At 68.5% G+C, this 16,130-nt stretch carries 11 protein-coding genes; 5 read left to right on the top strand and 6 right to left on the bottom strand.

What is annotated here, in order from left to right; all coding sequences use genetic code 11:
* Positions 1-26: 26 nt before the first annotated feature.
* From SOM47_RS14665 to SOM47_RS14655, 3 genes are all read right to left on the bottom strand, one after another.
* On the bottom strand, positions 27-1,895 hold the full coding sequence (locus SOM47_RS14665; RefSeq protein ID WP_320505999.1) for a M56 family metallopeptidase: 1,869 nt from the start codon (positions 1,893-1,895) through the stop codon (positions 27-29).
* Positions 1,896-1,898: 3 nt separating this feature from the next.
* On the bottom strand, positions 1,899-2,285 hold the full coding sequence (locus SOM47_RS14660; protein WP_042614135.1) for a BlaI/MecI/CopY family transcriptional regulator: 387 nt from the start codon (positions 2,283-2,285) through the stop codon (positions 1,899-1,901).
* A gap of 168 nt (positions 2,286-2,453) precedes the next feature.
* Positions 2,454-3,587, bottom strand: coding sequence for an SDR family oxidoreductase (locus tag SOM47_RS14655; RefSeq protein WP_320505998.1), 1,134 nt, complete (start codon positions 3,585-3,587; stop codon positions 2,454-2,456).
* A 182-nt stretch (positions 3,588-3,769) separates the two neighbouring features.
* Between SOM47_RS14655 and SOM47_RS14650 the strand changes: the two genes are divergently transcribed.
* Positions 3,770-4,114 (top strand): hypothetical protein, encoded by a 345-nt coding sequence (locus SOM47_RS14650; RefSeq protein WP_320505997.1) that lies wholly within the window; start codon positions 3,770-3,772, stop codon positions 4,112-4,114.
* Here the strand turns inward: SOM47_RS14650 and SOM47_RS14645 are convergent.
* Positions 4,092-5,162 (bottom strand): DNA topoisomerase IB, encoded by a 1,071-nt coding sequence (locus tag SOM47_RS14645; RefSeq protein ID WP_320505996.1) that lies wholly within the window; start codon positions 5,160-5,162, stop codon positions 4,092-4,094. The two genes, SOM47_RS14650 and SOM47_RS14645, sit on opposite strands and share 23 nt — an antisense overlap.
* 117 nt (positions 5,163-5,279) lie before the next feature.
* Here SOM47_RS14645 and SOM47_RS14640 point away from each other — a divergent pair, with 117 nt between their 5' ends.
* The 3 genes from SOM47_RS14640 (at position 5,280) to SOM47_RS14630 (ending at position 11,992) form a co-directional block, all read left to right on the top strand.
* Positions 5,280-5,675: an I78 family peptidase inhibitor gene (locus SOM47_RS14640; RefSeq protein WP_042612075.1), complete on the top strand. Its 396-nt coding sequence runs from the start codon at positions 5,280-5,282 to the stop codon at positions 5,673-5,675.
* Between the two features lie 346 nt (positions 5,676-6,021).
* Positions 6,022-10,476 carry a glutamate synthase large subunit gene (gltB, locus tag SOM47_RS14635; RefSeq protein ID WP_320505995.1) on the top strand — a complete coding sequence of 1,485 codons (4,455 nt, stop codon included), beginning with the start codon at positions 6,022-6,024 and terminating at the stop codon, positions 10,474-10,476.
* Positions 10,477-10,546: 70 nt separating this feature from the next.
* Positions 10,547-11,992: a glutamate synthase small subunit GltD family protein gene (locus SOM47_RS14630; RefSeq protein WP_320505994.1), complete on the top strand. Its 1,446-nt coding sequence runs from the start codon at positions 10,547-10,549 to the stop codon at positions 11,990-11,992.
* A 19-nt stretch (positions 11,993-12,011) separates the two neighbouring features.
* Here SOM47_RS14630 and SOM47_RS14625 read toward each other — a convergent pair whose 3' ends face one another.
* Positions 12,012-14,105, bottom strand: a complete 2,094-nt coding sequence (locus SOM47_RS14625; RefSeq protein ID WP_320505993.1) for a hybrid sensor histidine kinase/response regulator — start codon at positions 14,103-14,105, stop codon at positions 12,012-12,014.
* 141 nt (positions 14,106-14,246) lie between these two features.
* Between SOM47_RS14625 and SOM47_RS14620 the strand changes: the two genes are divergently transcribed.
* A complete protein-coding gene (locus SOM47_RS14620) occupies positions 14,247-15,137 on the top strand; it encodes a methylglyoxal synthase (RefSeq protein WP_320505992.1) in 891 nt (296 codons plus the stop codon).
* 207 nt (positions 15,138-15,344) lie between these two features.
* Here the strand turns inward: SOM47_RS14620 and SOM47_RS14615 are convergent, their stop codons facing one another.
* On the bottom strand, positions 15,345-16,124 hold the full coding sequence (locus SOM47_RS14615) for a M48 family metallopeptidase (protein WP_320505991.1): 780 nt from the start codon (positions 16,122-16,124) through the stop codon (positions 15,345-15,347).
* Between the last annotated feature and the right edge of the window lie 6 nt (positions 16,125-16,130).

Genomic DNA, 16,130 nt, shown 5'->3' with positions numbered 1-16,130 from the left:
GGCGCGCGCCCGCTCCCTGCTTTTCGCTAGAGTTCGACGGCACGTCCATCGGCCATTGCCTTGGCGATCACCTGCCGTGCTTCGCGTGAAGCGCGCTCCTGTATTTCCACCTGGCGTTCGCCAAGCGCGGCCTGCTCGACGCCCAATGCCGCCTGCTGCCTGCCCAGTTCGGCCTGCTTGCTGGCAAGGCGGGCCAGTTCCTCATGTGCGTCGTCCTGCGCCACCTCACGCGAGGCCCGTGCCGCTTCTGCCGCCGCATCCCGGTTGATGTCCGATCCGCCCAGTGCCCGCCGCGCGGTTTCCCTGGCATGTCGCGCGACCGCCCGTGACTGTTCGGCCGTAAGCCGTCCCAGTTCGCCCTGCTGGCGCCCCAGCGCGCTTTGTCGGGTGCCCAGCGCGGCCTGCTGACGGCCTACACGGCCGGCATCGGCATAGGCGGCCTGCAGTTGCTGCAGCAGGGCGCGATCGCGCACCACGTAGCGTTGGTCACCTTGGCGGAACCACAACCCCGGGGTGCCATCGCCCAGGTCATGCCGGGCCTGGGTCACGTCATCCAGCGCCCCATCGGCGTAGCTCTCCTCTCCGTTGACCAGTACATAAGCGCGCTCAGGGCGTTCGCCAAGGTCGAGCCTGCCGTGGGTGACCAGGCTGGTGACCCGCTTCCCACCGTCGCGGGTGAGGACATGGGAAGTGGTGCTGGCCTGTCCACTGCGCACGCTGGGGGCTGCCGGCACTGCGGGAGCTGCCGGTACGGCAGGCACGGGCGGTGCGGGCGGTGCCGGCGGTGCGTCGGGCACCGGGGGAAGCGGTGCGTCGGGCACCGGGGGAAGCGGCGCGTCAGGCGCCGCCGGCGCAGCGGGGGGCAGCGGCGGCGGCGGCATGGCCGCAACCAGTCGCATCGGCAGGATCGCCACGGCCAGCACGGCCGCCGTCAGCAGCGCGGTCAGCGCCTTCGGGCATGCGTGATGCTGCTGCAGCGAGATCAAGCGGCGCTTGAGGCTCTGCCGGCTCGGCGCGGCGCTGGCCACGCCCAGATGCGGATGCGGCATCACGCCCAACTGCAACAGCAGCCGACCGTAGTCCTGGCGACGCTCGCCACGGCCGTCCACGACCGCCGCATCCACCGCTTCTTCGCGGGCCTGGGCGTATTCGCTGACCGCCAGCCGCAGCAGCGGATGGAAGAAGAACAGGTGCTGCGCCAAGGCAGGCAGCAGGCCCCACCGCAGGTCGTTGCGCTGCAGGTGCTGCAGTTCATGGGTCAGCGCGAGGTCCAGCGCATCGCCCTGCAGGGCGTGCCCACCCACCGGCAGCAGCAGCACCGGCCGCAGCGGTCCGACCACCTGCGGCGCATCGATGTCGGCACTCATCCACAGGCGCGGGGCACGGCGCAGGCCATGCGCTTCGGCCGCCAGCTGCAGCGCGTGTACCAGCCCCTGGTCATCGCACGGGGTGGCGTGGGCCAGCAGCGCGCGGCTTCGCCGCCATTCGACGTGGGTCCGCCAGGCCATGGCCAGTACACCGGCCAGCCACAATGCGGCCAGCGCCATGGCCCACCACGGCGTGGTCGCCAGCGCGGACGAAGCGATGCCCTCATCGGCAGTCGCCAACCCCTGTGCCGACAGCGCAGCCGCCTGCACGTACAGCGTTTCACCAACGGCGGGCGTGAGCGATCCGGTCGCCAGCGTCGGCGCCGGCAGCACCGCCAGCTGCAGCGGCTGCGCCCAGAACAGGCCCAGCACCGCCTGCAGCGATACCAGCCACCACATCCGGCAACGCGCGGCCGCGCCCAGTGACGGAACGGCGCGGCAGACGCCCCACACCAGGGCGACCAGCAGCGCGGTCTGCAGGCTGGTCCAGGCCAACCGTTCCAGCAGCACGATCAGGTTCACGTCCATGCTTCAGCCCTCCTGCCGGCGTGACTGCAGCTGTTCGACCAGCGCTTCCAGCTCGGCCAGTTCGTCATCGCTGACCTTGTCGCGCTGGGACAGATAGGCAACGAACGGCGACACCGAACCCTGCAGCGTGCGGTCGACGAACTGCGCGATGGCGCCCTGCACCACGCTGTCCTGCCCGGCGGTGGACTGGTAGCGGTACATGCCGTCGGCCTGCTCGCGGCGCAGGTAATTCTTGCCACGAAGGCGTTCCATCATGGTCAGCACGGTGGAACGTGCCAAGCCACGCGGCTCGCCGAATCCGACCGCCACTTCGCCCACGCTGGGCGTTCCTGCCTCGTCGATGTACTGCAGCAGGGCCAGTTCCTGGTCCCCGATCGTCTTGCGGTGCATGGCACGATTCCTTGGGTGACTACACGTGTCGCCACAGTGCCCATGGCGACAGATGTAGTCAACCCCCCGAAGGTCATGTGCCGACGAACGGCAAAAGGGGTCAGCGTCCTTTTCCGCCTCGCGGAAAAGGACGCTGACCCCGTAGGTGCTACCCCAAGGTCTTTTTAATCAGCCGCGCGGGCCGCCCATCACCGGCAGGATCGCGCCACTGATGTAGCTGGAACAGCTGGGCGCGGCCAGGAACACGTAGGCAGGCGACAGTTCTTCCGGCTGCGCTGCACGGCCCATGTCGCTGTCCTGGCCGAACTCACCGACATCCGGCGCAGCCTTGTCGGCCGGGTTCAACGGCGTCCACACCGGGCCCGGCGCCACGCAGTTGACCCGGATGCCGCGCGGCAGCAGCTGGCTGGCCAGTGCCTTGGTGAAGGCATGGATGGCGCCCTTGGTGGCCGAGTAGTCGATCAGCGACTTGCTGCCGAACAGGCCGGTTTCCGAGCCTGAATTGACGATGCTGCCGCCCTCGCCGAGGTGCGGCAGCACCGCGCGCGCCATCTGGATGTAGCCGCCGATGTTGGTCTGCAGGGTCTCCTGCAGATGGGCGTCATCGAGGTCTTCCAAGCGATGACAGTGCAACTGGAAGGCCGCATTGTTGACCAGTATGTCGATACCGCCGAAAGCCTTGGCCACCTGCTTCACCGCACGGTTGCAGAACTTCGGATCGCGCACGTCGCCGGCGATGACGATGCAGCGTCCGCCTTCGCGCTCCACGTGCTGGCGGGTGACATCGGCATCTTCGTGCTCGTCCAGGTGCAGCACGGCCACATCGGCGCCTTCGCGCGCATACAGCACCGCGACCGCGCGGCCGATGCCGGAGTCGCCGCCGGTGATGATCGCACGCAGGCCTTTCAGCTTCCCGCTGCCCACGTAATCGGGGGCGAGAAAGCGGGGCGACAGGTCAAGTGCGTGCTCGTTGCCGGGCTTGGCGATCGACTGCGCCGGCATCTTTTCAGGTTGCTTGCGGGTGCCTGCCTGGCTCACCTTTTTCTTCGCGGCCTTCTTGCTGGCGCGTGCGTCCTTGGCCTTTTCCTGATCCTGCAGGCGGCGCTGCCGTGCGGCCACCCGCGCACCCCGTTCATCGGTGGCGGCGGTCTTGCGGGTGGCGGTCTTGACCACGCGCTTGCGCGCGGTGCCTTCTGCATCGGCCGGCGCGGCCGCGGCGGCGCGGGTGCCCTTGCGGACCTTCGGGGTGGCTTTCTGGCGGGCGGGGACTTTCTTTGCCGGGACGGTCTTGGCGGTAGCCATGAGATCTCCTCTTGAAGCGGATTGTCCAGGACAGCGCGGTGTGTCCAGAGCGTGCAACCAGTCTCCACATCGCGCGTTGGCGCGGCAGTGAATGCAACGTGCCCGGCATGTGCACGCGTTCATCCCGGCACCACGCCGCAGGCGTCAGTCTGGGCGCCTCGAACCTGATTGGAGCTGCAACGATGATCCGTTATCTCAGCGTGGCCGCGATGGCCGTTTCCCTGGCAGCCTGCAGCAGCACACCGGTGGCTCAGGTGCAGCCGATCGACGGGGTGATTTCAGGCCAGTGCCACCTGGACAAGGTGCAGGGCGCGGTCGGCCTGGCGGCCTCGGCGGCGACCGTGGAACGCGCCCGCGTGGACAGTGACAGCCTGCAGGTGCAGGTGCTGCGCGGCAGCCGCGAGCGCAGTGGCCCCACCGCCAGCGGCAGCGCCGATCCGGCCGCCGGTGCCGCGCATGAAGGCGGCGAGCGGCTGACGATTGAAACCGGCCGCACCAACAACATCACCGCAATTTACTGCGGCTGACCTTTGCCGCCACCCGGCGCGCCCTGCGCAGGTAGCGCAGGGTCGCCTGTTCCCATTGGCGCGGCCCCCGCAGGCCGGCCAGCGCGACCAGTTCACCCCGCTCCCAGCCGTCGAACACGCTGGGATCGATGTAGGCCTTGCGGCACACCGCCGGCGTATTGCCGAGCAGGTCGGCCACCTTGCACACCACCTCGCGCTGCGCCGCCGCCAGCGCGGTCTTGCTGGCGGGCTCGGGCAACTCGGTGGCAGCGAACGCCCGCAGCGCTTCCACGGTGCCGCCCCAGGTGCGGAAGTCCTTGGCGGTGAACTCCTCGCCCATCACCCCACGCAGATAGTCATTGACCTCACCGGAATCCACCGGCTGCAGCGTGCCATCGTCATCGCGGTACTGGAACAGCGCCTGCCCGGGCAGCTGCTGGATGCTTCGCACCTGCTTGGCCAACTGTCTGTCGCCGATCTCCACTTCGTGGTGCTGGCCGGACTTGCCGCGGAAGCGCATCTGCACCCGGCCGCCCGCAACCAGCGCCAAGTGGCGGTTGCGCAGCGTGGTCAGGCCGAAGGATTTGTTTTCGCGCGCATAGGTTTCATTGCCCACCCGCACCAGCGTTTCGGCCAGAAGCGCGACCACGATCGCAAGGACCTTTTCACGCGGGAATCCCGGACGCTTCAGGTCGTTGCGCAGGTGCCGGCGCAGCTTCGGCAGCGCCTCGCCGAAGGCGATGATGCGGTCGAACTTGCCCTCCCCGCGCACCCGCGCCCAGTCAGGGTGGTAGCGATACTGCTTGCGACCCCGTGCGTCGCGCCCGGTCGCCTGCAGATGGCCGTTGGGCCAGGGGCAGATCCACACGTCGGTATAGGCCGGGGGCACGGCCAGCGAACGGATGCGGGCCAGCACCTCGGCGTCGCGCACGACGTGCCCGGCCGGGTCACGGTAGCTGAATCCCTTTCCTGCCCGACGCCGCTGGTAGCCCGGCTGGCTGTCGTCCACGTAACGCAGTCCGGCAGCGCGGGCGGCGGCTTTTTCAGGGGTTGCGGCGGGTGGGCTCATGCACGCAGTGTGGCGATCGCGCCGAGCACGCCGCGTCAATAACGCAACACAAACACGTGGGCGGCCAACAGCCGCTATGCTCACGCTTTCGTCACCTTGAACGTTCCTGGAGTCCGCATGCCGTTCCTGCAGTTGCCGCGCCTGACGCGCCCCTTCCTGCTCCTGCTCCCCGCCACCCTGTTCCTGGCCGCCTGCTCTGCACCGCCGATGGACGAACAGGATGCGGTCACCGCGCAGGCCCAGCAGGCCGCTGAAAAGGCCACCGCCCCCGCCGACGAAGCCGGCAAGGCGACCGAAGCCCCGCCGATCGGCAACTGCGATGCCACCCAGGTGCAGAGCCTGGTCGGCCAGCCCTTCACCGATGCACTCGGCAGCCAGGCCCAGCAGGACGCCAGTGCGAAATCGCTGCGCGTGCTGCGCCCCGGCGACATGACCACGATGGAGTTCGTGGGTGAGCGCCTGAATGTGGAAGTGGACGAGAAGGATGTGGTCAGCGGCCTTCGCTGCGGCTGATTTCCCCAGCGCTGGCAAGCACTTGCCAGCGCCTTGGTTGCGCGTGCAACCGTGTGTTGCGGCATTGCACCATCTATGGTCTAGTCGAAGCATCCGGTGGCATCCCGCGCGCTCCAGGTAGCGCGCCCTGTCTCCTGGAATGAGCGCGAAAGCGCTTGGCGAGCGCCAGGGGAGGCACGCCACCGCACGGGCATCGGCCCCTGCCGGGGGAACGGTCGCATCGACCAACGCCAGGACGCCACTTCGCTTTTCCCTGCCGTCCCGGCACGGCATCCTCATTCCGGTGGTCACGGCGCGTCCTGTGGGCAGGCTCAGGAGTCCCCGCTCACCTGACCAAGAGGCAAAGATGGCCCCCCGCAACCGCCACGGGCTTTACGACCCACGACACGAGCGCGATGCCTGTGGTTTCGGCATGGTCGCCCAGCTGGATGACCAGCCGTCCCGGCTGCTCGTGGATACCGCCATTGCCGCGCTTTCGCGGATGACCCACCGCGGTGGCGTCGCCGCCGACGGCGTGACCGGCGACGGCTGCGGCCTGCTGCTGCGTCGCCCGCAGGTGTTCCTGAAAGCCATCGCCGCCGAAGCGGGTATCAACGTCGGCGCGCGCTTCGCTGCCGGCGTGGTGTTCCTGCCGCACGATGAAACCGCCGCCGCGCAGTGCCGCGCCGCGCTGGAAGCGGAGCTTTCCAAGGCCGGCACGCAGCCGCGCGGCTGGCGCGTGGTGCCGACCGATCCCAGCGTCTGTGGCCAGCTGGCACGCGATACGCTGCCGCGCATCGAACAGGTCTTCGTCGATGCCGGCCAAGCGCAGGACAATGCCGCCTTCACCCTTGCCCTGTTCCTGGCCCGTCGCCGCAGCGAGCAGTCGCTGCGCGAGCACGCCGACTACTACGTCACCACGCTCAGCCCGAACGCGATCAGCTACAAGGGCATGGTGCTGCCGGACAAGCTGTCGCGCTTCTTCCTGGACCTGCAGCGCAGCGACTTGGCCTCCAGCGCGATCGTGTTCCACCAGCGCTTCTCCACCAATACGCTGCCGCGTTGGCCGCTGGCGCATCCGTTCCGCATGCTCGCCCACAATGGTGAGATCAACACCATCGAAGGCAACCGTCGCTGGGCGCAGGCGCGCAGCAAGGTGTGGAAGACTCCGCGCTTCGACATCGGCGAATTCGATCCGGTGATCTCCATGCACGGTTCGGACTCGCAGAGCCTGGACAACATGCTGGAACTGATGGTCAGCGCCGGCATGGAGCTGATCCAGGCGCTGCGCATCCTGGTTCCGCCGGCGACCCAGTCGCTGGAATTCAAGGACCCCGACCTCGCCGCTTTCTACGAATTCCACGGGCTCAACAGCGAGCCGTGGGACGGCCCGGCCGGCATCGTCGCCTGCGACGACCGCTATGCCGTGTGCACGCTGGACCGCAACGGCCTGCGTCCGGCGCGCTGGATGCTCACCTCCGACCGCCATTTCCTGGTCGCCTCCGAAGCCGGCGTGTGGGAAGTGCCCACCGAACGCGTGGTGCGCAAGGGCAAGCTGGGGCCGGGCGAGATGATCGCCATCGACCTCAAGCGCGGCGACCTGCTCGATTCGGAGGCGGTGGACCGCATCAACCGTGGCCGTGCGCCGTACAAGCAGTGGCTGCAGCAGGGCGTGACCTACCTGCAGACCGAACTGATCGATCCCTCGCTGGTGGAAGAACCTTTCGACGCCCGCACCCTGCGCAGCTACCACAAGCTGTACCAGCTCAGCACCGAGGAAGTGGAGCAGGTACTGCGCCCGCTGGCGGAAACCGAACAGGAAGCCACCGGTTCGATGGGCGATGACACGCCGATGGCGGTGCTGAGCCAGCGCAGCCGTCCGCTGTACGACTACTTCCGCCAGGCCTTCGCGCAGGTCACCAACCCGCCGATCGATCCACTGCGCGAAGACTGCGCGATGTCCCTGTCCACCCAGCTCGGCAAGGAGACCAACATCTTCCATGCCGGCGCGGAGACCGTTAACCACGTCATCCTCAACTCGCCGGTGCTGAGCCAGCGCAAGCTGCGCCAGCTGCTGAAGATGGAGCAGTACGCCGACGCCAACCGGTTGATCGACCTGTCCTACAGCGAAGAAGAAGGCCTGCGGGCCGGCATCGAGCGCATCTGCGCGGAGGCCGAACAGGCCGCGCGCGATGGCATCGTCATGCTGCTGCTGTCCGACCGCTATCCGGTGGCCGACCGGCCGATGGTGCATGCCCTGCTGGCCACCAGCGCGGTGCACCACCACCTGTGCAACGCCGGGCTGCGCTGCGAAGTGAACCTGATCCTGGAAACCGGCACCGCGCGCGACCCGCACCACATGGCCTGCCTGCTGGGTTTCGGCGCCACCGCGGTGTATCCATACCTGGCCTACCAGACCCTGTTCGACCTCGGCCGCCGCGGCATCCTCAAACTCAGCAAGGGTGGCGAGCAGTCGCAGATCGGCCGTCGTTACCGCAAGGGCGTGTACAAGGGACTGTCCAAGATCATCTCCAAGATGGGCATCTGTACGGTGGCCAGCTACCGCGGCGCGCAGCTGTTCGAGATCGTCGGGCTGGAGCCGGACGTGGTCGAGCTGTGCTTCCCGGAAACGCCGTCGCGGGTCGGCGGCGTCAGCTTCGCGCGGCTGGATGCCGAAGCGCGCGAATTGACCGTGCAGGCCTGGGATGACCAGGTGCAGCCGGACGTCGGCGGGCTGCTGAAGTACGTGCACGGCGGCGAATACCACATGTACAACCCGGACGTGGTCATGACCCTGCAGCGCGCCTCGCGCTCGGGCGATCCGGCGCACTGGCAGGCGTACTGCGATGCCGTGCACGCACGTCCGCCGTCCGCGCTGCGCGACCTGCTGCAGCTGGTGCCGGCTGCCACGCCGACGCCGCTGGACGAAGTGGCACCGGCCAGCGAATTGTTCCCGCGCTTTGATACCGCAGCGATCAGCCTGGGCGCGTTGTCGCCGGAAGCGCACGAAGCGCTGGCCATCGCAATGAACCGCCTGGGTGGCCGCAGCAACTCCGGCGAAGGCGGCGAAGACCCCGCCCGCTATGGCACCGAGAAGCGTTCCAAGATCAAGCAGGTGGCGTCGGGGCGCTTCGGTGTCACCGCCGAATACCTGGTCAACGCCGAGGTGCTGCAGATCAAGGTGGCTCAGGGTGCCAAGCCCGGCGAGGGCGGCCAGCTGCCCGGGCACAAGGTCAACGAACTGATCGCCCGCCTGCGTTACGCCAAGCCGGGCATCGGCCTGATCTCGCCGCCGCCGCACCACGACATCTACTCCATCGAAGACCTGGCCCAGCTGATCTACGACCTCAAGCAGGTCAACCCGACCGCGCTGGTGTCGGTGAAGCTGGTCAGCCATGCCGGCGTGGGCACGATCGCCGCCGGCGTGGTCAAGGCCGGCGCCGACCTGATCACCATCTCCGGCCACGACGGCGGCACCGGCGCCTCGCCGGTGAGTTCCATCCGCTACGCCGGCGTGCCGTGGGAACTGGGCGTGGCCGAAGCGCACCAGGCGCTGGTCGGCAACGATCTGCGCGCGCGCACGATCCTGCAGACCGATGGCGGCCTGAAGACCGGCCTGGACGTGGTCAAGGCGGCCATCCTCGGCGCGGACAGCTTCGGCTTCGGCACCGGTCCGATGATCGTGCTGGGCTGCAAGTACCTGCGCATCTGCCACCTCAACAACTGCGCCACCGGCGTGGCCACCCAGGACGAGCGCCTGCGCGAGACCTATTTCACCGGCCAGCCCGAACGCGTGGAGAACTTCTTCAGGCTGCTGGCCGAGGAAGTGCGCGGCTGGCTGTCCTACCTTGGCGTGCGTTCGCTGCAGGAGATCGTCGGCCGCACCGAGCTGCTGCGGCAGATCGATGCCGCGCCGCGCGAAGGCGTGCGCGTGGACCTGTCGCGGCTGCTCGCCGATGCCAGCTACGAAGGCAGCCACTGCGCCGCCCAGCGCCTGTACGAATCGCCGGACAGCCTGGCCACGCAGATGGACGGGCTGCTGGCCGATGCCATCGCGCACAAGCGCGGCGGCGACCATCGCTTCCTGATCCACAACACCGACCGCAGCATCGGCACCCGCCTGTCGGGCACCATCGCGCGCGCGCATGGCAACCAGGGCATGGCCGAATCACCGCTGGAGCTGCGCTTCCGCGGCACCGCCGGGCAGAGTTTCGGTGCCTTCAACGTCGGTGGCCTGCACCTGGAAGTGGAAGGCGAAGCCAACGACTACGTGGGCAAGGGCATGGCCGGTGGCCGGCTGGTGGTGCGTCCGCCACGCGGCGCGCGCTTCGAAGCCCGCAGTACCGCGATCATCGGCAACACCTGCCTGTACGGCGCCACCGGTGGCGAGCTGTTCGCTGCCGGGCGCGCCGGCGAACGCTTCGCGGTGCGCAACTCCGGCGCCCTGGCGGTGATCGAAGGTGCCGGTGACCACTGCTGCGAATACATGACCGACGGCGTGGTGCTGGTGCTCGGCAAGGTCGGCCTGAACTTCGGCGCCGGCTTCACCGGCGGGCTGGCCTACGTACTGGACGTGGACCGTGATTTCGTCGACCGCTACAACCACGAGCTGATCGACATCCATCGCGTTTCCGCCGAAGGCTTCGAGAATTACCGCCAGCACCTGCATCGCCTGATCGGCCGCCACCGCGAGCTGACCGGCAGCATCTGGGCCCAGCAGATCATGGACGAGTTCCGCGATTACATCGGCAAGTTCTGGCTGGTGAAGCCCAAGGCCGCCAGCATTGAATCGCTGACCGAAACCCTGCGCCGCGCCGCATGACCGCGCCCTTTCCATCGGTAATGCCGGCCCGGTGCCGGCAGCACCTCCAAGCCGAAAGGCAGAGCCCGCCATGAGCCGCAAGCACGCTTTCCAGTTCCTCGACCTGCCGCGCACGATGCCACAGCGCATCCCGGTGGAACTCCGCACCTCCGGCGACTGGGGCGAGCTGTACGGCAAGTTCGGCAAGGAGGAGGCGCAGTACCAGGCTGGCCGCTGCCTGGACTGCGGCAACCCGTACTGCAGCTGGAAATGCCCGGTGCACAACGCGATCCCGCAATGGCTGCAGCTGGTGCAGGAAAACCGCATCGAAGAAGCCGCCACGCTGTGCCACAGCACCAACCCGCTGCCGGAAGTGTGTGGCCGGGTGTGCCCGCAGGACCGCCTGTGCGAAGGCAGCTGCACGCTGGAGGAATTCGGCGCGGTGACCATCGGCGCGGTGGAGAAATACATCGTTGATACCGCGCTTGCGCGTGGCTGGCGCCCGGACCTGAGCGCGGTGGAGCCTACTGGCCGCACCGTGGCGGTGGTGGGTGCGGGACCGGCTGGCCTGGCCTGCGCCGACCGCCTGGCGCGTGCCGGCATTACCGCGGTGGTGTATGACCGCTACGAGCAGATCGGCGGCCTGCTGCAGTTCGGCATCCCCAGCTTCAAGCTGGACAAGGACGTGATCCGCAAGCGCCGCGAGGTGCTGGAAGGCATGGGCGTACAGTTCCGGCTGGGCGTGGAGATCGGCCGCGATGTCACCGTGGATGACCTGCTGCAGCGCCACGATGCGGTGTTCCTGGGCACCGGCGCCTACCGCTATACCGACGGCGGGCTGCATGGGCAGGACCTGAAAGGCGTGCTGCCGGCGCTGCCGTTCCTGGTACAGAATGCCCGCATCGTCAGCGGCGACAATCCGCAGGGCCGGCCGATCGCCGGCTGGGAAGACCAGATCAGCCTGCCCGACCTCACCGGCAAGCGCGTGGTGGTGCTGGGCGGCGGCGATACCGGCATGGACTGCGTGCGCAGCGCCATCCGCCTGGGTGCGGCGCGCGTTACCTGCGCCTACCGCCGCGATGAAGCCAACATGCCCGGCTCCGCGCGCGAGGTAGCCAATGCCCGCGAAGAGGGCGTGCGCTTCCTGTTCAACCGCCAGCCGCTGTCGATCGAAGCCGGTGCCGACGACGAGGCGATCGGCGTGACCGTGGTGGAAACCCGGCTGGCCGAGCCCGACGCCAACGGCCGCCAGGCCGCGGTGCCGATCGAAGGCAGCGAATCGCTGTTGGAAGCCGACGTGGTCATCATCGCCTTCGGCTTCTCGCCGAGTGCGCCGGACTGGTTGTCCGCGCATGGCGTGGAGGCGGCCAGCAATGGTCGCCTGCAGGTCGGTGGCAAGGACCGCCTGCCATTCCAGACCGCGCATCCGCGCCTGTTTGCCGGCGGTGATGCGGTACGCGGTGCGGACCTGGTGGTGACTGCCGTGGCCGAAGGACGCGATGCCGCCGCCAGCATCGTGCGCCTGCTGCTGGCGTGACCCTGCACGTACACCTGCGCTAGCTTTCCAGCTGGCGCAGGTGCGCGATGCAGCGCTGCAGGCGGCCACGCAACTGGTCGCGCTGGGCGCGGGATGGCGGCACCTGCGCTTCGTTCAGCTCGCGCAGATGGGCGGACAGCGCGACCAGCCCCAGGCTGCCCACGCCGCCGGCCATGCGATGCAGCCGCTGCGAGGCCATGCGCTGGTCTGCCCGGTGCCACGCGTCCTCCAGTGCCGCCACGTCCTCTTCCAGGCTGGCGCGCAGCGTCTGTACCAGCTGGCGGGCGGCGTCCTCCGTACCGAAGCGGGCCACCAACGACGCCAAGGTCGGCGCATCGCTGCGTTCCACCCCGATGCAGGATGCTGCGGGAGCAGCGCCAGCGGCCAGCAGCCCGGGCGCGACCTTGGCGATCGCATCGTGCAGCGTGCGCCGGCTGATCGGCTTGGCGAGCAGGTAGTCCAGGGCCATCCCCCGCATACCGTCGATATCGGCAGTCATGCCGATGATGGGCCCGGGCGCACGGCCCCGTTGCTGTTCTTCGCGGCGGATGTGCTGCACCAGCTCGGCACCGTTGAGGCCGGGCATCTGCTCATCGGTGAACAGCAGCCGCGGTGGGTCGCGGCGCCACGACGCCAGCGCCTGCAGGCCATCGGCGGCCACTTCCACCTCCAGGCCCATGCCGCGCAGCCACCACTGCATCAACAGCTGCTGGGTCGGATGGTCTTCGGCAACCAGCACGCGGGGCGATGATCCGCTGCGTCGCGATGCCTCCGGCCCACAGCCAGGAGCGGCCCGGTTATCCGCCACGGCATCACCGGCGAGCGGCACCGGGGCGTGCTGCAGTTCCAGTTCGATTTCCACCACCGTGCCCTCCCCGGGGACACTGCGCAGGGCCAGCGTGCCGCCCATCACGGTGACCAACTGGCGGCAGATGCCCAGTCCCAGCCCGGACCCGCCATGCTGGCGCGCGGTGGAGCGCTCGGCCTGGGCAAACGGCTCGAACACCGCCTCCTGCCGCTCCAACGCGATGCCCACCCCGGTATCGGCCACGACCAGCCGCAACCGCTGCGCGTAGGCGGTGTCTTCGACCGCCTGCAGGGATAGCGATACACCGCCGTGGCGGGTGAACTTGATCGCATTGCCGACCAGGTTGAACAGCACCTGTCGCAGGCGGGTGGCATCGGCCAGCAACTGCGGGGCCACCCGTGCTCCGACGCGCTGGTGCAGGTACAGGCCCTTGGACTGTGCCACCGGCCGCAGCAGGGCCTCCACGCTCTGCACCAGCGCACGCAGGTCGACCGGCCCGTCCTGCAGATCCATGCCGTCGGCGCGTCCTGCGGACAACGCGACAACGTCGTCCAGGATGCGTGCCAGCATCGACGCGGCGTCGTCCAGGGTGGCCATCACCGCACGCTGGTGCGCGTCCAGCGGTGCACCCCGCAGCCGTGCCAGGCGTTGCAGCAGCACGTGCATCGGTGCGCCGATCCCCGTCCCCAGGCTGGAGACCATCTGCGCGCGCTCGGCCGCATCCGCAGCGGCCTGCGCATGCGCGCGGAGGATCGCCTGTGCACGGGCGTCGGCGTCGGACACGTCCATCCAGTAACCCGTCCAGCACTGCTCGCTGGATGCCTCCAGGCTGGGCCATGCCTGCATGGCGACATGCCGTGGCCCGCGTACGCCTTCGGCGCTGAAACGCAGCGCTAACGGGCAGATGCGACGCACCGCGCGCAGCAACACCGACAGCACCCGCTTCTGGTCAGCGGCATGGATGGCGGCAAGGATGCGCGAAGGATCGTCCTGTAGTTCGCGCGGCGATGCACTGAACAGCTGCGGCGTGTCCCCGGCCAACAGTTCGATGTGGATCCGTCCGTCGCGCGCGCGGCGCGCCTGGAACACGACCACCGGCAGGTTCCTGGATACCTCGTCGATCAGTCGCTGCACGTCACGGCTGCGGCGCACTTCATCGCGCAGCCGCCAGTAGCCGTTCGCCTGCACGAGGGCGATACCGGCAAGTGCCAGTAACAGGCCCGCAACGACGAGCGGCCCCCGCGTCGGCGCCGGCAGCATGAACGATCCCAGGGCGAGGCAGACGGTGACAACGCACGGCGCCACGAAGGTGTCCTTTTCCGCAATCCAGGATCCACCGACGCTAGCAGGCTCATCGCGGGGCACCATCAGGATTGCTGCATAAACGACGACGCCTGGCGTGATCCAGCGCATACACTTCGGCAGTGCCCTCTGGAGAATCTCCGTATGCGACTTGGACTGGCCGCCAACCGGCTGCACCACCATGATGGCGAGGCGGCCCTGTTCCGCTTCCTGCGCGCCAGTGAGGCGGGTCTGCGTGACCTGCAGTGTTCGCTGCATGCGGTGGGCCGCACCTTCGATGCGATCCAGCAGCATGGTCCGTTGCGGGGCGATCCGCTGGTCCGGCAGTATCCGTATGGCCGCGACGGCGGGCTGATGAAACTGGTGGCCGAGGTGGTCGGCATGGGCGCGGAGCGCAGCCTGGACGGCGCCATCTATCTGATCGACCCGGTCGACCCGTCATCGATTTTCCCGGAGGCGATCGCGCTCAAGCGCCAGTGCGTGATCCATGCCAAGCCTTTCATTTCCACCGTGGCCAGCGCGCGCGACTGGGTCGAGGTGGAGCGCCTGCACGCGGGCTTCCCCGCCGATGCGGCCGCGGACGACCTGCACCGGTTCGAAGTGCAGACCCTGGCGCTGATCGCGCACGATGCGATGAAGCCGGCAATGCTGGCATTCGCCGACGAGCACTTCGCCGTGCTGTCGCGGTTTGCTTCGCGGATAGGCACCGGTACCACCGGCCAGCGCTTGAACGAACTGGCATGGAGCCGCGGCTGGCCGGCAGATACGCCGTGGGTGACGCGCTACCAGAGTGGGCCGATGGGCGGTGATGCGCAGATCGCCGACCAGGTGCTGGAGGGGCGCTGCCAGCGCGCCGTGTTCTTTGAAGATCCGCATGTGGCACGGCAGCATGAGGCCGACATCCAGCTGCTGGAGCGGGCGGTGACCACGGTGACCGACCTGGCGGTGTGCATCACGTCGCCGCGGGTGGCGGCGCGATGGGCTTCTGCGGCGGCGTTGCGTTCTGAAGCTGGCTGCGTGCGAGGCTGCGTGTAAGGCCCCTTGGTCTACGTGTGAGGCGTCGGGTGGGCAGGCCAGGCAGGACACGCCGTGAATCCGTCCATGGAGGCTCGCTGTTCGCATCCATGCGAACAGACGGTCCTGCCTGGCCTGCCCACCCGGCGCTCTGATGGTTCATGGGGGTGCCCTGCGCATGGGGAGGGGAAAGAGCGAGGGCAACTGCTGTGGCCCGGCGCAGCCGGGTTACAGCAGTTGCCTTAGCATTGCCTTCAATCTGCGGCCTTCCTGCTGGAAGTAGTCGCGTTGTTGGCGCCAGGCGGGGAAGCGTTGTTCCACTTCGTGCCAGAAGGCGGGGGAGTGATTGGCCTGCAGCAGATGGCAGAGTTCGTGGACGAGGACGTACTCGAAGGCTTCCGGCTTGCCGAGGACCAGGGCCAGGTCCAGGGCCATGCTGCCGTCGGGGGCCAGTGATCCCCATTGCGAGGACATCACCTTCAGCCGGATACGCGTCGGCGCGCGTGGCAGGCCAGGCAGGTAGCGCGGCAGCCAACGCCCTACGTCGGCGCGCGTCTGCGCTTCGTAGAACTCGCGCAGCAGGCGCTTGAGCGTGGTCGGCGTGGCGCGCGCCGGCCAGTGCACGCAGGCACCCTGGTCGTCTATTTCCAGCTTGGCGTAGCGTGCTTCCTGCCAGCGCAGCGGAATCAGTTCGCCGCGCAGCGGCAGCAGTCCAGGCTCGCCCGGCACAAGCGGCGGCGGCATGCGATCGGAGCGGTAGTGCTGCAGCTGTTCGGACAGCCAGCCACGGTGCTGCTCAAGGAACCGCTCGCCGGTCTGCAGGCTGGCACGCAGCGGCAGCGTCAGCCGCGCACCGCGCTCGTCCACGCTGAGCTTGATGCGCCGCGCACGCGGATCACGCACGCGCAGCACATCGATCTCCGCATCGTCCAGCCGCAGTCGCACGGTATCGCGCTGCACGGTGGCACTGGGCGCAGGGGACAGCAGGCGGCGGAGCAGGCGACTCATGCCACC

Origin of the sequence: Stenotrophomonas sp. CFBP8980, from assembly GCF_034046095.1 — a bacterium.
In the GTDB taxonomy this organism is placed as follows: Bacteria; Pseudomonadota; Gammaproteobacteria; order Xanthomonadales; family Xanthomonadaceae; genus Stenotrophomonas; species Stenotrophomonas lacuserhaii.
The sequence above is the reverse complement of the archived record's forward strand: the minus strand, read 5'-3'. Positions and strand labels throughout refer to the sequence as shown.